Origin of the sequence: Specibacter sp. AOP5-B1-6, from assembly GCF_052376555.1 — a bacterium.
Taxonomy (GTDB): domain Bacteria; phylum Actinomycetota; class Actinomycetes; order Actinomycetales; family Micrococcaceae; genus Specibacter.
Window position 1 is genome coordinate 14,259 of sequence record NZ_JBQSVT010000021.1, and the last position, 19,174, is coordinate 33,432.

The following is a 19,174-nucleotide window of genomic DNA, read 5'->3' on the forward strand; positions in this document are numbered from 1 at the left end:
TCTTCTCAGGCTGCTTGTTCCACGGCATTCATGTTCCTGAGCATGACCATACTGCTTGCACGATCCCACCCTGGTCAGGCGCGACGGAAGGAATTGCGGTTGGCTCTGGTACGGCATTGCTGGCCCCGCAGCCCCGCCCCGGTGAGCCGGGGTGTCCCGCCAAGCACGCCGGAACCGCGTGCCCAGCCCGGAGAAGGCAGCAAGGAACTCCGCTTATGGCGCATTCCAAGCACATTGTCAGTGGCTTGTGGCAGTGTGGATATCACCACGCCGGGGAACAAAATGGAACTTTTTTGGCTGGTCAACCATTAGGAATATGTAGCGTGAATGGAGATAATTGACTTTGAAGGATCCACGCGAGTGCCGTCGGACCGCGTGAAGCCCACCCACATTGACCACAAATCCCTGTGCACGTAACTCAGGGAATTCTTGAGGAGCTTGTCAGCACGTGTTCATGAAAACTTTTGGTTGGTCCTTCGGGATCACCGCTGTGGCACTGGTTGTCGCCTTCTTTTACGGTGGTCTTGAAGCACTGATTCTCTGTGCGATCCTGGGTGTCCTGGAAGTCAGCCTCAGCTTTGACAACGCCGTGGTGAACGCGCGCATCCTGGAAAAGATGAGCGCGTTCTGGCAGAAAATCTTCCTGACCGTTGGCATTTTGATTGCCGTTTTGGGCATGCGCATCGCGTTCCCGCTGTTGATCGTGGGCGTCACCGCCAACCTCAACCCCGTGGAAGCCATCCAGCTTGCGTTGGAAAAGGGCGACATCCACACCCCGGGCAGCTATGCGTACCTGTTGCATGACGCGCACCCGCAAATCGCTGCCTTTGGTGGCGTCTTCCTCCTCATGTTGTTCCTGGATTTCATGTTTGAAGAGCGTGAAATCCACTGGCTGAAATGGCTTGAAAAGCCGCTGGCGTTCGTTGGCCGCCTGCACGGGGCGTCCATGGCCATCGCCTTGATCATTCTTGTCATCTCCGCTGCCATGGTCCGCCCCGGCAAGGAAGTTGACGTGCTGATTGCCGGCATCCTTGGCATGGTGACGTACATGCTCGTGAACGGCCTGGGCGACATGTTCAACGTCGACGGCGACGAGGACGAACACGAAAGCCCCGAGGCTGCTGCCCTGGCCAAAAAGGCAAACAAGGGCGTCGGCAAGGCTGTTGGCAAAGCAGCGTTCATGCTGTTCCTGTACCTCGAAGTCATTGACGCTTCTTTCTCCTTCGACGGAGTCATCGGCGCCTTCGCCATCACCTCGGACCCCATCATCATCGCCCTGGGCCTCGGGCTCATCGGCGCCATCTTTGTCCGCTCACTGACAGTGTTCCTCGTTCGCGAGGGAACGCTCGACGACTTTGAATACCTTGACCACGGCGCACACTGGGCCATCGGCGCCCTCGCCATCATCTTGTTGCTGACCATCAGCATCGAGGTCAACGAGGTCATCACCGGCGTCATCGGCGTCATCTTCATCGGCGCCGCCTTCCTGTCCTCCATTGTTCGAAACAAACGCGCCGCTGCAGCGGAACAGCCACAGGTGAATCAGCTGTCCAGCTAGCGCAACCCACCACGATTTTCCACACCCTATTTAAAGGAGCAAAACGCTATGGGACTTAGTTTGCAAAAGGGCCAGGCCCTTTCACTGAAGAAGAACGACGGCGCTTCCCTCACCCGGGTGCGGATGGGCTTGGGCTGGGACTCTGCAGCCCCGACCAAGCGCGGACTGTTTGGCGGCCTGAAGAAGGCAGCCGACGTTGACTTGGATGCCTCAGCCATTTTCTTTGACGGCAGCGGCAAGGCCGTTGACACGGTGTTCTTCAACCAGCTCCAAAGCAAGGACGGCTCAACCAAGCACACGGGTGACAACCTCACCGGCGAGGGCGAGGGCGACGACGAGACCATCCTGGTTGACCTGTCCAAGGTCTCCCCCGCTGTTGCCCAGATTGTGTTTGTCATCAGCAGCTACAGCCGCCAGACATTCGACAGCATCGAGAATGCGTTCTGCCGCTTGATTGACGATTCAACCGCCGGTTCGCCCGAGGTTGCCCGTTTCCAGCTCACCGATTCCGGGACGCACACGGCCATGATCATGGCCAAGGTTTCCCGCGACGGAACAGGCTGGAACTTCACGGCCATCGGCGACCGCGCCAACGGGCGCACGGCGATGGACTTGATCCAGCCGGCAGCCAGCGCCCTGTAGGGTTTCGCCAAAGGAATCTTGTGTTTCACCCATCGGCGCGTGTTCGCAATTAGTCTTCGCAATTAAAGGAGTTTAGTTTTCATGGCATCTTTGACACTATCCAAGGGCAGCAACCTTTCCCTGACCAAGGCAGACCCCGGTCTGCAGATGGCCATGATTGGTTTGGGCTGGGACCCGCGCACCACCAGCGGTGAGCAGTTCGACTTGGACGCATCGGCCCTTTTGGTCACCAGCAGCGGCAAGGTCCGCAACAACGACGACTTCATCTTCTACAACCAGTTGGAGTCCAAGGACGGTTCGGTCGTCCATCAGGGCGACAACCGCACGGGTGAAGGCGACGGTGACGACGAGCAGATTTTGATCAATCTTGCCACCGTCTCCCCCGACATTGAGCGTGTTGTCATTGTCGTTTCCATCGACCAGGCCGAGGCCCGCCACCAGAACTTTGGCCAGGTCCGTGACGCGTTCTGCCGCGTGGTCAACCAGAGCAACGAGCAGGAGATTGTCCGCTACGACCTGTCCGAGGATGCCGCATCCGAGACGACAATGGTCTTCGCGGAGATCTACCGAAACGGCGCGGAATGGAAGTTCAGGGCGGTTGGCCAGGGCTACGCCAGCGGCCTGCACGGCATTGCGACCGATTACGGAATTGTGCTCGACTAGCAACACCCCCGGGTGCGCGGCCCAGGCCGCGCACCCGCTTCCGGTTTCCCCAGATATTTGGCACCATCGAATTCCAACAATGTTAAGGACACGATTTCATGGCTGGGCTCACGCTTGCAAAAGGCAACAACCTTTCTTTGACCAAGACCGACCCGGGCCTGCAGCAAGCGCTGGTTGGCTTGGGCTGGGACCCCCGCACCACCACCGGGGACGCTTTCGACCTGGACGCGTCAGCGCTGCTCGTGGCAGCCAACGGCAAGGTCCGTTCCGCTGATGACTTCATTTTCTACAACCAGCCGGCCGCCAAGGACGGGTCTGTCACGCACCTCGGTGACAACCGCTCAGGCGATGGTGCGGGCGACGACGAGCAGATCCTGATCGATCTGACCAAGGTCGCCGCCGACGTCGAGCGCGTTGTCATTGTTGTCTCCATCGACCAGGCGGATGTGCGCGGCCAGAACTTCGGCCAGGTCCGCGGCGCATACTGCCGCGTCTTGAACCAGGGCACCGAACAGGAAATTGTGCGCTTTGACCTCAGCGAAGACGCAGCCCCCGAAACCTCCATGTTGTTCGCCGAGATTTACCGCAACGGCGCCGAATGGAAGTTCAAGGCAGTGGGCCAGGGCTACGCCTCCGGCCTGGCCGGCATTGTTTCCGACTTCGGCGTGCCGATGGGCTAGCAACTGGCGGTCGCGTCAGTTATTCAGTTGGAAAGGTCCGCCGCCACAGCCTTCCGGGCGTGCTGGCGGGCCTCACCCATAATTAAGCATCAGCAAACCTTGCTACTGGAAAATTGGATCTCACCATGACTTCACCTTTGACACCTCCCACCGAATCCGAGACTGCCCTGGTCCTGAAGGCTCCCGACGCCCCCGGCATTGTCGCGGCGGACGAAGCCCCCGGCATGGTTCCCGTGCCCGCAGAGCGCCAGGCCGAGATCAACCGCCAGGCGAAGGACTACATCGCCGAGATCGCCACCTTCGATGCCCGCAGCCCGGAATTCACCACCAAGGTTGACGGCATTTCCAAGCTGGCCGGATCTGAAATGACAACGTCATCGGATGCCTCGAGCCGCATGCTTGAGCGCTCCTCAACATCCGTTTCAGGGGCCAAAAAGAGTGGCAACGGCGCCCAGGCCCAGGTTGCCGGCACCTTGAACGACCTGCGCAGCACCGTGGAGGACCTCACCCCCAACAACGCCGATCTGGGTGTTGGCCGCAAGATTCTTGGCTTCCTGCCGGGCGGCAACAAGCTGGCGAAGTACTTCCAGAAGTACGAATCCGCGCAGGTGCAGATCGACGCCATCATCAAGTCGCTCATGGCCGGGCAGGATGAACTCCTCAAGGACAACGCATCGCTGGCTGGCGAAAAGGTCAAGCTGTGGGAAACCATGCAGGGCCTGAGCGAATATGCGGTGTTTGCCAAGGCCCTGGATGCAGCCTGCGTGGAAAAGATCGACGCCACCCGCGCTTCAGGCCAGGTGGAGCAGGCGCAAAAGCTTGAGGCCGACGTCTTGTTCCCCATCCGCCAGCGCCACCAGGACATCCTGACCCAGCTTGCCGTCTCGGTGCAGGGCTACCTCGCCATGGACTTGATCCGCAAGAACAACCTGGAACTGATCAAGGGTGTTGACAGGGCCCGCACCACCACCATTTCGGCGCTGCGCACGGCCGTGATTGTCGCCCAGGCGCTGGCCAACCAGAAGATGGTGCTGGACCAGATCGACGCCATCAACACCACAACGAACAACATGATCCTGAAGACCTCGGAGATGCTCAAGGACCAGACCGTCCGCATCCACCAGCAGGCTTCCAGCTCCGGTGTGAGCGTGGAGACGCTGCAGAAGGCGTTCGACAACGTCTTTGAAACCATGGACGCCATCGACACCTTCCGCGCCTCGGCCGCCCAGAACATGGCAGGCACCGTGCACGCGCTCGAGGACGGACTGGCCAAGGCGAAGCCCTACCTTGAGCGTTCACGCCAGTCTGAACGCGAGTAGGCTGGATCTGACGACGACGAGGCAAGGGTAGGGCGATGATTGGCCGTTTTGTGGGGGGCAGGTTTGGCGGCGGTGCGGCACCGCAGGTGCCCGACCGCCCCGTAGTTGACCCCGTGGCAGAGGAAATTTCCCAGATGGGTGCCGCTGTGGACAGTTTGCGTGCTGCCGTGCGCAGGTCCGGAAGCAGGCTGCCCCCATTGCTGATGTCTCAGCTGCGCCATTTGGGCGACCTCATGCGCGAAGCCGTCGCTGACATCAGCATCAGGGGCTGCTCCACGGAGCAGCGGGTATTGCTCAACGCCATGATCTGCAGCTATGTGCCCACGCCCCTGCAGGCTTATTTGGGGCTGCCGCCGACACACCACGACGAGGAATCCGCGGCCACGTTTCTGTTTGCCGAGCAGCTGGCCACCCTCGAACAAACCCTTGCGGACCTGCTCAACCAGATTCGTATCGGCGCCGTCGAGGAACTCTCCACACACGGGCGCTTCCTCGCGGACAAGTTCTCCGCCCAGGATGCTGCCCTGCAACTTCAACAACCAGTTTCGGAAAGGGACCCATTGCGTTTGGAGGGCCAATCTTGGCAGCACTAGTGGCGGGGGCGAATGCCGCCCTGACAGCTGAAAATCCGGGTCTTGACCACGTTGTGGTGGGCATGGGCTGGGACACCATCCACAGCAACGGGCCGCAGGCCGAACTGGTTCCCTTTGCGGTGATGTGCGATGCCGACGGGCGGGCCGTGTCCAACGACCACCTGGTATTTTTCAACCAGCTGGTCAGCGCCGATTCGTCCGTCACCTTCATTGGCGACGGCGACCAGGAACAAATTGACGTCCAGCTGAACCTGGTTCCGGACGATGTTTCCAAGGTTATTTTCCTGGCCTACGTGGATCCCGAATTCCGCGGCCAGGGCACGTTTGCTGCCGTGCGCAGCGCACACATCCGGGTGGCCACGGCTGAAGGCAGGGAATTGGTGCGTTTCGACCTGTCGGCGGTGAAGCTTGAGTCCGTGACGGCCATGATCTTTGGCGAACTGTACAGGCACCGCGCGGATTGGAAGTTCCGGGCCCTGGGCCAGGGCTACAGCACAGGCTTGGCCGGCGTGGCCAAGGACTACGGAATCAGTCTGTAGAGCCATCACGTGAACGATTCTTCGACTCCACGCACAGACATTGCCTTTCTGCGCCGCCGCATCAAGCCCGGGCAGGCACCCACGGCACCGGCTGGAACACAGGCCGGAACACAGACCGGGGCACAGCCAGGTGCACAGCCAGGTGCGCAGGCCCGCCAACCCGCGGGGGGATCACGGCCAGCAGGGCAGCAGTCAGCAGGGTTGAACCTTTCCCGACCCCGCGAGGACGCACCGGCCAGCGCCCCTGCGGGAACATCACCGGCGTCCCCGCGCACCACATCCGGGTCCGGCCCCTCCCTGACGCTTCGGTCTCCCCAAGCAGCCGCCGGCCCGACGACTCCTGCCCCGGCGCGGCAGTCCCCCGCCCCAACCAGCGCCCCGTCCCTCAACCTGACCCACACCCCCGGCCGCGCACAGTCAGGTGCACAGTCTGGTGCACCAGCTGGTGCGCAATCCGGGGGACAGCGCCAGGGCGGCCTCGTGCTGGGTGGCGGCGCCCCGCCGTCGTCCACCAGCGCGCGGGCACAAAAGCTTGACGCGCAGCGCGAGAAGGCACGGCGGGAGGACCATGAGGTCGAGCTGCTGTTTGATGCGCCCAACATCACCGAGGTGTATGAGCTGAACCTGGTTGACAGGGTGTTGCGGTTGTCGGCGCTCGAGTCGTCGGTTGGCACCATGCTCATCGGCGGCAGCACGGCTGCGGCGTGGGAAAGTGTACATCGGGTGACGGGCGGGCAAACAGTTGAGGGCCACAAGGCGGGGACTCCCGTGATGACGGCGGGAAACCGTGAACTCGTGGGTTACCAGGGCCGGGATGCCTTGATAACGTTGCGTCATGTGCGCGAACTTCGCCGCGCAATTTTCATCAACCGCAGCCGCGCCGCCATGGGCGTCCGGCTGTTCTCCGGCGAAACCGTGGCACTGCCACCTGCCGCTGACGGGACCCAGATGGTTCTGCTGGTGCACAGGATTGGCAATGTGCTGGAACTGCGCGCCGAGCCTGTCCCGAGCGACTGGCCCGATGTGCAGATCTGGCGTGAATTTGATTTTTCCATGACCCACAGGGCGCCCGCTTCCTCATACGGACGCTAGCCCATATTCCCGGTGGGGCATGTTTTCGCTTCCGACCGTAGATTGAAAGGGCCAATGCGACATTTCCAGTCCCTGGGCGCGACCCAGGCCACCGCGCTTTTTCATCGGCTGCCCATGGAAGTTACGGCACAAAGTGCGCCCGAACTGCAGGCTGTCGCCCTGGGCGGCACCTTGTACACCCCGGCAAACCGTCCGGACCTGGTCAAGGATGTGCTGCGCCAGCGCGATCTAGGCTGTGTGTCCATGGTGTTGTGCCTGGAGGATTCAATTCCCGACAGCGACGTGGCGCGTGCCGAGGAAAATGTCGTTTCCACGCTGTCGATCCTGGCAGACCGCCAGGACAGCCTGCCGCTGTTGTTTGTCCGCGTCAGGACCCCGGAGCAGATGCTGTCCGTAGCCCGGCGGGCAGGCGCCGCGACAGGCGTACTGACTGGTTTCGTGATCCCCAAGTTCGACAACGAATCCGGCGTTGGTGCAGCGTTCCTGAACTCCCTGCATCTCATCCAGGCCGAGCTGGGCCTGGACGGTGGCGTGGCGGTGAGCGGCCTGGCGGAAAACGGCGGCACGCCGGACGGCCCCGGCATGGTGAGTGCCCGCACGCCCCGGCACCGGCTGCGCATCATGCCCATCCTGGAATCGCCGGCCGTGATCCATTTGGAGAGCCGTGCCGCGGCGCTGATAAACATCCACACACTGCTCGCGGCCAACCGCGAAGACATCCTGTCGGTGCGGATCGGCGCCACGGACATGTCGAGCGCCTTTGGCCTGCGCCGCTCGCGCGACCTGACCATTTACGACGTCAACGTTGTGGCCGGTGTGATCGGGGACATCGTGAACATCCTGGGCAGGCCCCAGGGCGGTTTTGTCATTTCCGGTCCCGTCTGGGAACACTTCTCCAACACCGAACGGGTCCTGCGCCCGCAATTGCGCGCCACCCCCTTTGCCGGTCCGCAGGAGCAGCAGCTGCGCCAGCGCCTCATGACCGCCAATCTTGACACCTTGATCCGTGAGATCGAGCTCGACCTGGCCAACGGCCTGCTCGGAAAGACGGTCATCCACCCCACCCACGTTGCCCTGGTGCATGCCATGAGTGTTGTCAGCCATGAGGAATACCTTGATGCGCTGGCCATCGCCGGCAACGAAAACGGTGGCGCCGCGGCCTCCCCCTACGGGAACAAAATGAACGAGATGAAACCGCACCAGGCCTGGGCCCGGCGCACCCTGCTGCGCGCCGACGCCTTTGGCGTGGCCGCAGCCAATGTCACCTTCGTCGACCTCCTGGAAGCGAGCATGGCATGAACGCCTCCGCAGCAACCGCCAGTTCATCAACTTCCCCGGCGTTGCCCGTGTGGAGCGGCGGATTCGTCGCCGAACAACTGGATGTCTCCATCCACAGCGACCCCGCCAGTGCGGTGGCCGTGCAGGACCTTGTGGGTTTGGCCCTGCGCCGGAACCCCAAGCGCGCCCACCTGCTCGTCTCGCAGGTCCTGGCCAAGCATGTGCCCACCGAGCCGGCCCTTGTCATGGCCGCCGGGGAACTACTCGGTGCCTGTGTCGCCCGGGAGCTTTCCCTGCTGATGCCCGACGCCGGGACCCTCCCCCCGCTGTCCCCCGCAGCCCCGGACATTGCCGCGACCGACACTGCCGGGCCGGACATTGCCGCGGCGGCAGCCCAACTCACAACCGTCCTGCAGAGCCCGGCCGGCGCACGGCAGGCAGCCGTCGCAGTGCTTGCCGCTCAGGTTGCTGGCCTGCGCGCGGTGGTTCCGAACGCCGTCGTGATTGGCTACGCCGAAACCGCCACGGGGCTGGGACGGCTGGTCGCCAATGCGCTGGGCGCTTATTACATTCACTCCACGCGGCATGCCACCCCCGGAGTGCAGCCTGTCGCCGGCTTCGAGGAAGGGCACTCGCACGCCACCTCGCACGCCATGGTGCCCACCGACCCGCACTGGCTTGACGGGGACGGGCCGGTGGTCTTGGTTGATGACGAGCTCAGCACGGGCTCAACAGTCATCAACACGATTCGTGAATTGCACGCCCTGGTCCCGCACTCCACCTATGTTGTGGCCGCGTTGATTGACCTGCGCAGCGCCGCCGACCGCGCCCGCTTTGACGCCCTGGGCGCCGAGTTGGGTGCCCGGATTGCCGTGACGGCCCTGGGAACAGGCTGGATCGGGCTCGGCGATGACATCCTGGACCGTGCCGGCACGTTGATTCAAGGGCTCCCCGACGCTGCGGCCGACCCGTCCGCTGCACCCAGCCCGGCCGGGCCTGCGCCCGCCGGCCGGCTGGCCCTGCTTGACCTGGCTGCCGGAGAGGTCACGCCCGTGCGCAGCGACCGTTTTGGCAACGCCGCCCCGCCGGCGCCCGCTGACATTGCTGCCATCGCCGGACATGTGGCCGGGCTGCTGGCAGAGCGGGACTGCCGGGGGCCCGTCGTGGTTGTCGGGTGTGAGGAAAACATGTTCCTGCCGCTGGCGGCCGCCCATGCATTGGCGGCGCTCCTCCCAACTGTCGACGTGCGTTTTTCCACCACGACACGATCCCCGATCGTCCCCGTCGACAGGGCCGACTACGCCATTGCCGGCGCCCTGTCCTTCGCCAGCCACGACCTGACGAACGACGGGCCCGGCACCCGTTTCGCCTACAACCTCACCGGCGCGGGCAGGCGCCCGGGCACCATTGTGGTTTTCCCCGAACCCGGCACCAACCGCAGCGACGTTGCCCCTGACACGGCTGGTCCGCAGGACAGCCGTTCACTGCAGGGCGGAGCCGCGGACGGACTTGTACCGCTGGCAGTTGCCATGACAGCGGCAGCCGATGACGTCGTCGTCGTGCTTCTCCCGGCAGACAACCCGTCCGTGAACACCCCAAGCAAGGTAGCCCCATGACCCAGCACCCCCTTCCCGCCCCCTTGACCGGACCGACTTTTGGTTCCTATCCGGCGGACGACGTCACCTGGCTGCTGAAGGATTTGAGCCATCTTGCGCTGGAGGCCCCGACCGCCGATCGCGAGCACGCCATCCAGTCCGGGGCGGCAAACTACGCCGAATCGCTGCCGGTGGAGTACTCGCCCAGCCCCGAGTACCAGGCCCTGTACGAGCAGGCGGTTGAACGTGCCGGCGAGCGGGTTGCCACCGCCGTGGGTGTCGTGACCGAGCTTGCCCTGGCGGCCCGGGACAACCAGCCGGTGCTTGTGTCCCTGGCGCGGGCCGGCACCCCCATCGGCATCTTGATGCGCCGCTGGGCCTTGGAAATCCACGGCCTGGATCTGCCGCACTTCACCATGAGCATTGTGCGCGGAGTGGGGCTGGACCAGACCGCGCTGCGGTACCTGGCCGACAATTACGACCCGGCACGGATACTTTTCGTCGATGGCTGGACCGGCAAGGGCGCCATTTCGCGCGAACTCACCGCCGCCCTTGACGACTTTGCCGCCAGCTCCGGCGTCCGCTTCCCGGCCGACCTTGCCGTGTTGGCCGATCCCGGGCACTGCGTGTCGATGTTTGGCACCCGTGAGGACTACCTGATCCCGTCCGCCTGCCTGAATTCCACGGTGTCGGGCCTGGTCTCACGCACGGTGTTCAATGTGGACCACATTGGCCCGCACGACTACCACGGAGCCAAATTTTACTCCGAGCTTGCCCCCAGCGATGTTTCAAATGACTTCCTGGCCGCCATTTCACACCGCTTCGGGACGGTGCTCCCCGCCGTAACGCGGCAACTGGCCCGGCACCGGGCCGAAGCCCCGGCACCCACCTGGGTGGGCTGGGAAGCCGTTGAACGGATCAGCACCGACTACGGGATCAACAACGTCAACCTCGTCAAGCCCGGCGTGGGCGAAACCACCAGGGTGCTGCTGCGCCGCGTGCCGTGGCGTGTGCTGGTCAATCCCGCCGCACGCGACGACGTGGCCCATGTGCTGCTGCTGGCCGAACAACGAGGGGTCCCCGTCGAGGAAGTCCCGGATCTGCCGTACAGCTGCGTGGGACTGATCCACCCGGCCTTCGACAAAAGCGCCGTGGGCGCCGACGGCAAGGCCGTGCACAACGCATGAGCGCGGCCGCACTGGTCGCCTGCGACCTTGACCGAACCCTCATCTACTCCAAAAACGCCCTCTGGCTCACCGGTGCCGACAAGGACGCCCCGGCGATGGTTGTTGCCGAGGTGTACGACGGCGCCCCGCTTTCCTACATGACCCGCATGGCACTGGAGCTGCTGGTCTCGGTGAAGTCGGCCGCCGTCTTCGTTCCCGTCACCACCCGCACGCAGGCCCAATATGAACGCGTGCAGCTGCCCGGCCCCGTTCCCGAGTACGCCATCACCTCCAACGGCGGGGTCCTGCTCCACCACGGCGTGCCGGATACGGCATGGCACGACAGGCTCTCGGCCCGGATGGAAGCCGACTGCGCACCCCTGGAAACCATCGAGGCCCACCTGGCCAATCCCATCTTTTCCCCGTGGATCCTGCGCCTGCGCCGGGCCGAGGACCTCTTTGTCTACGCCATCATCGACCGCGAACTCATGCCCGATTCTTTCTTGGCGGAGCTGACCCAGTTGTGCGCCGACGCCGGCTGGAGCGTGTCGGTGCAGGGCCGGAAGCTGTACTGCGTGCCCCTGCCGATCAACAAGACGGACACCCTCGCCGAGGTGGCCCGCCGCACCGGTGCCGGCACCGTCATCGCCGCCGGGGATTCGCTGCTGGACCAGGGCATGCTGGAAAACGCCGACCTGGCCTTCCGCCCCCTCCACGGTGAATTGCACGACGCCGGATACCTGGCTTCCCACCTGCACCTCACCTCGGTGCGGGGTGTCCTTGCGGGAGAGGAAATCCTGCGCCGCATCCTGGCCGAGGTGTCCCCCGCCGGGGCGTGACCCGGGCGCCCCCGGAATTCTGCGCAGCGGCGGCCCGCCCGGCAACCGGCCAGCCGGCAACGACTGTCCTGTCGTGTCAGTGCCCGCCGGTAGGCTGAAGGGACACCGTCCATCTTGATCCCGGGGAGAACTCCGCCTTGTCTGCAGCCCGTCCGTTCCGTTCCCTTGGTGCCACCGATTTCATCATGGGCTCCGTGCTTGCCTCCGTCCTCTTCGTGACCACGGCGTGCGGTGGCGCACCGGCGCCGGCTGCCGCTCCGGCGTCGAGCACTGCCGGCCAAAGCGCAACCGCCAACGCCACCCCCGCCCAAAGCCAGAGCACCAGTCCCGCCAGCAGCCCAACGGCAAGTCCCACCCCGTCCGCGGAGGACGCAACACCGCTGGACGCCGCCGTGGTTCCCGACGCGGGGGAAGCCGACCTGGCCTCAAACGTCCAGCCGCCCTTCGCCGCCAAGGCCCTGGAAGTGCTGGACACGCTGGCGGTCAAGGGCCGGGCACCAAAAACGGGCTACGATCGCGCCGAATTCGGGCAGGCCTGGGCAGACGTTGACAGAAACGGCTGCGACACCCGCAACGACATGCTGGGCAGGGACCTGACGGCCAAGGCCTTCAAGCCGGGCACCCGCGACTGCCTGGTGCTGACAGGCATTTTGGCTGATCCGTACACGGCAACGACCATTGACTTTGTGCGTGGATCGGCAACGAGCAGCGCGGTGCAGATCGACCATGTCGTTGCGCTCAACGACGCCTGGCAGAAGGGCGCCCAACAGCTCACGGTGGCCCAGCGCACGGCCTTCGCCAACGACCCCTTGAACCTGTTGGCCGTTGACGGTCCCAGCAACCAGAGCAAAGGTGCCGGTGACGCGGCCACCTGGCTGCCGCCCAACAAGGGTTACCGCTGCGACTACGTGGCCCGGCAGATCTCGGTCAAGGCAACGTACACTCTGTGGGTGACGCAGGCTGAGCATGACGCCATGGCGCGAGTACTTGAGAACTGCGCCGATGTTGAGGTGCCAACCAACCAGACGCCGCCTCCGGTGGAGCACGTGGTGCTGCCACCGCCCGCACCAATTGAAGCACCCGCCGAAGCAGCGGTCGAAGCACCGATTGAGGCGGCACCCCCGGCAGCTCCCGCCGCTCCGGCCCCGCTCGTCGAGGCACCCGCACCCGACGTCTACTACCAGAACTGCTCCGCCGTCCGGGCAGCCGGGGCGGCACCGATCCTCGCCGGCCAGCCCGGTTTTCAGTCCAAGTTCGATGGCGACGGAGACGGCGTCGGCTGCGAATAAGGCCGCACGGCGCTCGACACTTTGTGCACCCGCGGGAGTGGCTCATCATGGCTGCGAGCGTTCGACGGAGAATTATCGGCAGCCTCTGGCAAGTGTCGGTGTAATGGCTAAAATTGAATTGTGAACCCTGGCAGTGAGCATCCGCTGGCCCCAGCAGTGTGGCAGCGCCACGACACGGAGATCTTGCCGTTGTGGCGGGAACGGCTGAGCCTGGAAATGGGGGCAACGGCAGCGAGCCGCTATGCCGCAGGACTGTTTTTTGAGGACAGGCGCCGGCCCATCGCCCAATGGTTCAACCCGGCCCTGAACGCGGCACTGCTGGTGGGCATCGAGACATCAGCGGAGTGGCCCGTCCAGCGATTTGGCTTGTTCTACGCCCCCGCAGCCGGCGGGGTCCTCAGGGTCCACATGACCACCCATGAGTGGTACACCCGCACACCCAATAAATCTCCGACCGAGGAGGAAGCCTTCGCCGGCGCCATCATTTCCGCCGAGTCGTTCCTGCAGGTGGAGATGGACTTCATTTAGCGCCCACGCTGTGCGGAGGGTCAGCTGCCAAAAGCCATTTTCACGCCGAGGAACAACATGACCGCGGCAATCAACCCGTCCAGCACACGCCACGCACCGGGCTTGGCGAACACGGGACGCAAGAATCGAGCACCCAGTCCCAAGGCGCCAAACCAAATCACACTGCCCAGCACCGCCCCGGCCCCAAACCACCAGCGCAGCTCGCCGTGCTGGTTGGCCAGGGTGCCCAGGAGCAGCACGGTGTCAAGATACACGTGCGGGTTCAGCCACGTCAGTGTCAGCACCGTGACCAGGGCGGCTTTCCGGCTCAGGGCGCCCTGCTGCTTGCCGACCGTCAGCGTTCCAGGTCGGACCGCCCGCCGTGCAGCCAGCACCGCGTAGGCAATCAGGAATGCGGCACCGGCCAGCCTAATGACCACCACCACGGCAGGCACGGCCGTGATGACGGCGCCGATGCCGAAGATTCCCGCCCCGATCAACACAATGTCGCTGAGCATGCAGACCAGAACTACCAAGCCCACGTGCTCACCGCGAATGCCTTGGCGGAGCACAAAGGCATTTTGGGCGCCAATGGCGATGATGAGGGCCAGCCCGGCGCCGAGGCCGGTGGCTGCTGTCGCAATAATATCCAGTGGTGTCACAAGCATTGAAACTACTAGAATCAGCAAAGACAGTACAGCTAATTATTTTATGGTTGCATAAGGAAAACTAATGTTATCGTTCCAGACCGAACAGTTGCGCACCTTCCTGTCAGTCCTGGAGTGCGGCACCTTTGACGCGGCCGCACGGCAGCTGCACGTCACGGCCTCGGCCGTTTCCCAGCGCATCAAGGCCATGGAACAGACTGCCGGTCAAATTCTTCTGCAGCGGACCACGCCCACAACCGCCACGGCGGCAGGCGTAGTTGTCCACAGACTGGCACGCCAACTGCGCCAGCTGGAAGCGGATGCTGCGGCAGACTTGGGGCTTGAAGGCGCAAGCCACAACACCTTGGCCGTTGTGGTCAACGCCGATTCCCTGGGCACCTGGTTCATGGAGGCGCTTGCCCTGCTCCCCGCGGCACATCACCTGACAGTCGAGCTGGTTCGCGAGGATGAGCAGCACTCGCTGGACCTGTTGCGGTCCGGCGGTGTCATGGCAGCGGTCACCGCGGCCGCAGACCCGATCCAAGGCTGTTCCGTGGTCCCGCTGGGAGCCATGAACTACAGGCCGTGTGCCTCGGCAGCGTTCATGGACCGCTGGTTTCCCCGCGGGTTCTCGGCAGAAGATTTTACTGCCGCCCCGACAGTCCAGTTCGACCGCAGCGACACCCTGCAAAGCAACTTCTTCACCGCCGTCACCGGGGCACCGCTGGTCGGCGCCCAGCACTACATCCCGGACACCCTGCAATTTGCCCAGGCCGTGGCCATGGGGCTGGGCTGGGGTCTCCTGCCGGAGTCCCAGTGCCGGCCCGGCGTGTCATCAGGGCAGCTGGTGGAACTGGTTCCCGGCCATGTCTCCAGCATCCCGCTTTTCTGGCAGCGGTGGAAAATCCAGTCAACGTCCCTGGACCTGCTGACAACCGCCGTGACCCGGGCAGCTGCCACGGCACTGGCATAGCCGCCCCAACCTGCAGTGCCAACGCAAATCCCCCACATCCCCCCACCCAAGGATCCAGCCATGCGCACCATGTCCCGCCAGCACCGCAACCAAGCGGTGCTTGTCGCCGGCCAGCTGCTTTCCGGAGTCGGCGTCGCGTCCGGTGTTGCCGTGGGCGGCATCCTTGCCGCCCAATTGGCAGGCACGACGGCGGCATCCGGCTTTGTGCAGACGGCGTCCGCCTTGGGTGCGGGGCTGGTTGCGGTGCCGCTGGCAAACCTTGCGGTGCGCGCAGGCCGACGATGGGCACTGAGTACCGGCTTTGCCCTCGGCGCCGCGGGCGCCGCACTGGTGCTGCTCGCCGCAAGCCTCGGCCAGTTCTGGCTCATGGCTGCCGGCATGTTGTTCTTTGGGTCAGCCACAGCGGCCGGTCTCCAGGCACGTTATGCGGCCGTCGACGGTGCCCCGCCCGAAAAGGCCGGGCGGTCCATGGCAATCGTCATTTGGGCCACCACCGTGGGATCGGTCGCCGGGCCCAACCTCTCCGAGCCCGGCCGTTTGCTCGGCATCCAACTCGGGCTGGTGCCCTTGTCAGGACCGTTCGTGTTTTCGCTCGTCGCCTTTGTCACGGCAGCACTCGTCATCTCGGTGTTTTTCCTCGCACCGCCGGCACCCGCGGTACCCGCCGAACTCCCCGTCCCCGCCAGGCCCGCCAGGCAGCACGGCGCATGGCGCGCCCTGCGCCTGGCCAGCCACAACCCGCGCGCCCTGGCTGCGCTGGTGGCCGTCACCGGCGGCCATGCGATCATGGTGGGCGTCATGGTCATGACACCTGTTGCCATGGACGCCCACGGGCATTCCCTGGAGATCATCGGCATCGTGATCAGCCTGCACATCCTGGGCATGTACGCGGCAAGCCCGGTGTTTGGCATCCTGGTCGACAAGCTCGGGGCCCTTTCCGTGGTGCTGATCGGCTGCGGCATCTTCCTGGCCGCCATCACCGTCGGCGCCGTATTCTCGGACAGCAGCGATCCCCTCATGATGTCGCTGGCGCTGGTCATGTTGGGCCTGGGCTGGTCGGCCTGCCTGATCGGCGGCTCGTCCCTGCTCAACCAGTCAGCGCCCGACGACCTCCGGGTCCCGCTCCAGGGCGCCACCGACATGATGATGAACTTTGGCGCCGCCGGCATGGCCGCCCTCGCCGGCCCCGTCCTGACCGCGGGCGGCTTCTTCTGGGTCAACATGGTGGCACTGGCGGTCCTGGTTCCCATCGTTGTGCTGGGCCTGCGTGCCCTGGGAAGCACGACGCCGGACACCGCCCCGGCCGAGAATGTCACCGACACCTTGGGCTGAGCAGGATGGTAGCCTCGGCTCATGAACATGCCGCCTGCCCCACCCCGTCCCTCCACGCGTGGCCCAAAAATCATGACGTTCAGCGGGATCGTGATTCTGCTGGTCGGAGTGGTTGCCGCGGGCTTCGCTGTCACCATGTTCATCGCCAGCCTGCCGCTGAACGTGGTCACCCAGGACGGGCGCCCCGGCGAGTCGGCAATCGCCGGTTTTGCAGTGTCACAGGAATTCAAGCTCGACTCACCCGGCGCCACGAGCTACGACCTCTGGGAGGTGCAGGCAGCCTCCTCCGGCGCGTTTGACCTGGCGCGTGACGACGTCGACGTCAGGAACCCTGACGGTGAATCCGTATACGTCACGAACACCCAGGTCTCCGGCAACACGACCGCGGGCCGCTTCAAGGCTGCCACCTTGGCATCCTTCACTGCCACCAAGAGCGGCAGCTACACCATCACCGTCACGCCGGGATACGACTTTTCCGGTCCAAGCACCGACGGTTCCGGCCCGGTGGACGTCATCGTGAAGGAGGGAACGGAGTTCGGCTCATTCTTGACCGGCATTTTCTCCACCATTGCAGCCGTGTTCATCGGCATCGCCGGACTGCTCATTGGCGGCGGTCTCACGATCGGCGGCGGCATTTGGTGGGCCACGGTGAAACGCCGCGCCCGGCCGACAGGAACCGCAGGACCGATGGGAACCGGCGGGCCCATGGGAACTGCAGGACCGGCGGCAAACGGCGGGTCGGCGCCACACGGCTGGACGACGGGAACCGGCGGACCTCCCGGGCGCTGATCCGCCGGTATTGAGCCGCCGATGCTGGAAGTGGGAGTTCAGGAACGGGCCTGCTCGCCCAGGATGTGCCGCAATGCGGTTTCCAGGTCACTGTGCCTGAAGCTGTATCCGTCGGCCAACAGTTTTTGCGCCGAAACCCTTTGGTCGGCAAGGGCCAATTCCGCAGCGCCCTGCTCGCCCAGCAACAGCCGCGGTCCCAATTCCGGCACCTTGAATTTCGCGGGCCGGTTCAGCACGGCACCCAGGATGCGGGCAAATTCTTCAGCTTTCACCGGCTGCGGGGCCACGCCGTTCACGGGCCCCTCAAGCTGCGGGGACAGCGCCGCGTGGGCGAAAATCCCGGCGATGTCGTCGATGCCCACCCAGCTCTGCCACTGCCCGGTCCCCAGCGGCCCGCCGGCACCGGCCAGATACAAGGGAAGCAGCCGCTGCAACACGCCACCGGCAGCCGACAGCACAATCCCGGTGCGCACGTTCACCACTCGGACGCCGGCCTCCGCAGCAGGAGCGCAGGCAGCTTCCCAGTCCCGGCACACGCCGGCCAGAAAATCCGTGCCGGGCGGGTCCTCTTCCACCAACGGTTTGGGGGACGCCGCGGGGGAACTGCCACCGGTGCCGGCATGGGGAGCCGCCCCGTAGTAGCCGACGGCGGAGCCGGACACCAGGGTGCGCTGCACGCCGTCGGACGCCAGCTTGGCCAGTGTCTGCGCCAGCAGCCGGGTCCCCCGCACCCGGCTCACGTAAATGGCATCCTTGACGGCGTCGGTGAACCGCCCGCCGATGGGATGCCCCGCCAGGTGGATCACCACCTGGGCCTGCGCCAGGGTGTCCGGGTCCAGCACCCCGGCATCGGGATCCCAAAAGATCTCGGCGGCAGTTTGCGGCGCACGGCGGACCAGCTTCAGGACAGTGTGCCCGCCGCCACCCAGGAGCGCGCACAGTTGGCGGCCCACAAGCCCCGACGCCCCCGTGACGGCTATCGTCAGCGGCGGGCCCGGATGGGCGGCATGAAAGGCCAGATCGGCCAGCAGCTGCCGCTCCCTGAACGCGAACATGCGCCCCAGCTCGGCGTCCATTTTCCTGTGCGCCCAGTCGCCGCGGGCCAGTGCAGGAAGTTCGTAGTCCACCTTGTCGACCATGACTGTCCCGCCCGCCCCGGTTGCATCGGCCACGTCGCCGGTGGTGGCGCGGGTGGGGGCGCCGTCCGTGAAGGTGTGCTTGTGGGTCCACGCGGCGAGCGGACCCTTGTCCATGACATCGGTGAAGCTCGACCCCGGCAGCAGTTCCGTGTGCAGCGCATCCCACCGGATTTCCGGGCGCGTCCACTTCTTGCCGGCGAAGGCTGCCGGCAGCAGCCCGCGCACACTGCCGGCGGCGGACCCCAGCCACATGCCCGCCCCGCCGGGGGCACCCACGCCCAGTGCCGCCGTCGAACCCGGGTTGATGCCGTCACTGGGCTCGGCCAGGATGGTCCCAAAGAACGACGGCGTGAGCCGCACCAGGGCGCCGGGCCGGGTAAACCACGTAAAGACGTCGTCGCGGGAATGCGGAAGTACGGTTTCATAGCGGAACTTGCTCATGGCGGCCTCCTGGATGCGTCGTGCTTCCATCCTGCCCCATTGCGGTGCATTCGTGTCGCGTGTGCCCCGGCGGCGGCCGACCCGCGACGTCCC

19 protein-coding genes are annotated in these 19,174 nt (G+C 64.8%); 17 read left to right on the top strand and 2 right to left on the bottom strand.

What is annotated here, in order from left to right:
* The first annotated feature begins 448 nt into the window (after nucleotides 1–448).
* From ACT3TS_RS11955 to ACT3TS_RS12020, 14 genes are all read left to right on the top strand, one after another.
* Nucleotides 449–1,558, top strand: a complete 1,110-nt coding sequence (locus ACT3TS_RS11955) for a DUF475 domain-containing protein (protein ID WP_444531736.1) — start codon at nucleotides 449–451, stop codon at nucleotides 1,556–1,558.
* 48 nt (nucleotides 1,559–1,606) lie between these two features.
* The gene (locus tag ACT3TS_RS11960; protein ID WP_444531737.1) at nucleotides 1,607–2,200 is read left to right on the top strand and encodes a TerD family protein; all 594 of its coding nucleotides are present in this window, start codon (nucleotides 1,607–1,609) and stop codon (nucleotides 2,198–2,200) included.
* Between the two features lie 81 nt (nucleotides 2,201–2,281).
* Nucleotides 2,282–2,863 (top strand): TerD family protein, encoded by a 582-nt coding sequence (locus ACT3TS_RS11965; RefSeq protein WP_444531738.1) that lies wholly within the window; start codon nucleotides 2,282–2,284, stop codon nucleotides 2,861–2,863.
* Nucleotides 2,864–2,961: 98 nt separating this feature from the next.
* Complete coding sequence (locus ACT3TS_RS11970; protein WP_444531739.1) at nucleotides 2,962–3,543, top strand: TerD family protein; 582 nt, start codon at nucleotides 2,962–2,964, stop codon at nucleotides 3,541–3,543.
* A 125-nt stretch (nucleotides 3,544–3,668) separates the two neighbouring features.
* On the top strand, nucleotides 3,669–4,862 hold the full coding sequence (locus ACT3TS_RS11975; RefSeq protein WP_444531740.1) for a toxic anion resistance protein: 1,194 nt from the start codon (nucleotides 3,669–3,671) through the stop codon (nucleotides 4,860–4,862).
* 35 nt (nucleotides 4,863–4,897) lie between these two features.
* Entirely contained in the window at nucleotides 4,898–5,455 is a 558-nt protein-coding gene (locus ACT3TS_RS11980) for a hypothetical protein (RefSeq protein ID WP_444531741.1), read from the top strand.
* Entirely contained in the window at nucleotides 5,443–5,994 is a 552-nt protein-coding gene (locus ACT3TS_RS11985; RefSeq protein WP_444531742.1) for a TerD family protein, read from the top strand. Before ACT3TS_RS11980 ends, ACT3TS_RS11985 begins: the two co-directional genes overlap by 13 nt.
* A gap of 9 nt (nucleotides 5,995–6,003) precedes the next feature.
* Nucleotides 6,004–7,086, top strand: a complete 1,083-nt coding sequence (locus ACT3TS_RS11990) for a hypothetical protein (protein WP_444531743.1) — start codon at nucleotides 6,004–6,006, stop codon at nucleotides 7,084–7,086.
* Nucleotides 7,087–7,140: 54 nt separating this feature from the next.
* The gene (locus tag ACT3TS_RS11995) at nucleotides 7,141–8,385 is read left to right on the top strand and encodes an HpcH/HpaI aldolase/citrate lyase family protein (RefSeq protein WP_444531744.1); all 1,245 of its coding nucleotides are present in this window, start codon (nucleotides 7,141–7,143) and stop codon (nucleotides 8,383–8,385) included.
* Complete coding sequence (locus ACT3TS_RS12000) at nucleotides 8,382–9,980, top strand: phosphoribosyltransferase domain-containing protein (RefSeq protein ID WP_444531745.1); 1,599 nt, start codon at nucleotides 8,382–8,384, stop codon at nucleotides 9,978–9,980. The genes ACT3TS_RS11995 and ACT3TS_RS12000 overlap by 4 nt, the downstream gene beginning before the upstream one ends.
* Entirely contained in the window at nucleotides 9,977–11,146 is a 1,170-nt protein-coding gene (locus ACT3TS_RS12005) for a cysteine protease StiP family protein (RefSeq protein WP_444531746.1), read from the top strand. Before ACT3TS_RS12000 ends, ACT3TS_RS12005 begins: the two co-directional genes overlap by 4 nt.
* Nucleotides 11,143–11,964 carry an HAD family hydrolase gene (locus ACT3TS_RS12010; RefSeq protein ID WP_444531747.1) on the top strand — a complete coding sequence of 274 codons (822 nt, stop codon included), beginning with the start codon at nucleotides 11,143–11,145 and terminating at the stop codon, nucleotides 11,962–11,964. Before ACT3TS_RS12005 ends, ACT3TS_RS12010 begins: the two co-directional genes overlap by 4 nt.
* A gap of 137 nt (nucleotides 11,965–12,101) precedes the next feature.
* On the top strand, nucleotides 12,102–13,253 hold the full coding sequence (locus ACT3TS_RS12015) for a GmrSD restriction endonuclease domain-containing protein (protein ID WP_444531748.1): 1,152 nt from the start codon (nucleotides 12,102–12,104) through the stop codon (nucleotides 13,251–13,253).
* A gap of 120 nt (nucleotides 13,254–13,373) precedes the next feature.
* Nucleotides 13,374–13,781, top strand: a complete 408-nt coding sequence (locus ACT3TS_RS12020) for a hypothetical protein (RefSeq protein WP_444531749.1) — start codon at nucleotides 13,374–13,376, stop codon at nucleotides 13,779–13,781.
* A gap of 20 nt (nucleotides 13,782–13,801) precedes the next feature.
* Here ACT3TS_RS12020 and ACT3TS_RS12025 read toward each other — a convergent pair whose 3' ends face one another.
* Entirely contained in the window at nucleotides 13,802–14,422 is a 621-nt protein-coding gene (locus ACT3TS_RS12025) for a LysE/ArgO family amino acid transporter (protein ID WP_444531786.1), read from the bottom strand.
* A 70-nt stretch (nucleotides 14,423–14,492) separates the two neighbouring features.
* Here ACT3TS_RS12025 and ACT3TS_RS12030 point away from each other — a divergent pair, with 70 nt between their 5' ends.
* The 3 genes from ACT3TS_RS12030 to ACT3TS_RS12040 are packed head-to-tail and all read left to right on the top strand — an operon-like array spanning nucleotide 14,493 to nucleotide 17,501.
* Nucleotides 14,493–15,380, top strand: a complete 888-nt coding sequence (locus tag ACT3TS_RS12030) for a LysR family transcriptional regulator ArgP (RefSeq protein ID WP_444531750.1) — start codon at nucleotides 14,493–14,495, stop codon at nucleotides 15,378–15,380.
* Between the two features lie 60 nt (nucleotides 15,381–15,440).
* On the top strand, nucleotides 15,441–16,712 hold the full coding sequence (locus ACT3TS_RS12035) for an MFS transporter (RefSeq protein ID WP_444531751.1): 1,272 nt from the start codon (nucleotides 15,441–15,443) through the stop codon (nucleotides 16,710–16,712).
* A 21-nt stretch (nucleotides 16,713–16,733) separates the two neighbouring features.
* Nucleotides 16,734–17,501, top strand: a complete 768-nt coding sequence (locus tag ACT3TS_RS12040) for a hypothetical protein (protein WP_444531752.1) — start codon at nucleotides 16,734–16,736, stop codon at nucleotides 17,499–17,501.
* A gap of 38 nt (nucleotides 17,502–17,539) precedes the next feature.
* Here ACT3TS_RS12040 and ACT3TS_RS12045 read toward each other — a convergent pair whose 3' ends face one another.
* Nucleotides 17,540–19,081 carry a TIGR01777 family oxidoreductase gene (locus ACT3TS_RS12045; RefSeq protein WP_444531753.1) on the bottom strand — a complete coding sequence of 514 codons (1,542 nt, stop codon included), beginning with the start codon at nucleotides 19,079–19,081 and terminating at the stop codon, nucleotides 17,540–17,542.
* Nucleotides 19,082–19,174: the final 93 nt, after the last annotated feature.

Coding starts and splice junctions, on each gene's coding strand:
- ACT3TS_RS12030 (WP_444531750.1), top strand. CDS start 14,493: ATGTTATCGTTCCAGACCGAACAGTTGCGCACCTTCCTGTCAGTCCTG.
- ACT3TS_RS12045 (WP_444531753.1), bottom strand. CDS start 19,081: ATGAGCAAGTTCCGCTATGAAACCGTACTTCCGCATTCCCGCGACGAC.
- ACT3TS_RS12010 (WP_444531747.1), top strand. CDS start 11,143: ATGAGCGCGGCCGCACTGGTCGCCTGCGACCTTGACCGAACCCTCATC.
- ACT3TS_RS11980 (WP_444531741.1), top strand. CDS start 4,898: ATGATTGGCCGTTTTGTGGGGGGCAGGTTTGGCGGCGGTGCGGCACCG.
- ACT3TS_RS12035 (WP_444531751.1), top strand. CDS start 15,441: ATGCGCACCATGTCCCGCCAGCACCGCAACCAAGCGGTGCTTGTCGCC.
- ACT3TS_RS11975 (WP_444531740.1), top strand. CDS start 3,669: ATGACTTCACCTTTGACACCTCCCACCGAATCCGAGACTGCCCTGGTC.
- ACT3TS_RS12000 (WP_444531745.1), top strand. CDS start 8,382: ATGAACGCCTCCGCAGCAACCGCCAGTTCATCAACTTCCCCGGCGTTG.
- ACT3TS_RS12005 (WP_444531746.1), top strand. CDS start 9,977: ATGACCCAGCACCCCCTTCCCGCCCCCTTGACCGGACCGACTTTTGGT.
- ACT3TS_RS12040 (WP_444531752.1), top strand. CDS start 16,734: ATGAACATGCCGCCTGCCCCACCCCGTCCCTCCACGCGTGGCCCAAAA.
- ACT3TS_RS11970 (WP_444531739.1), top strand. CDS start 2,962: ATGGCTGGGCTCACGCTTGCAAAAGGCAACAACCTTTCTTTGACCAAG.
- ACT3TS_RS11965 (WP_444531738.1), top strand. CDS start 2,282: ATGGCATCTTTGACACTATCCAAGGGCAGCAACCTTTCCCTGACCAAG.
- ACT3TS_RS11960 (WP_444531737.1), top strand. CDS start 1,607: ATGGGACTTAGTTTGCAAAAGGGCCAGGCCCTTTCACTGAAGAAGAAC.
- ACT3TS_RS11995 (WP_444531744.1), top strand. CDS start 7,141: ATGCGACATTTCCAGTCCCTGGGCGCGACCCAGGCCACCGCGCTTTTT.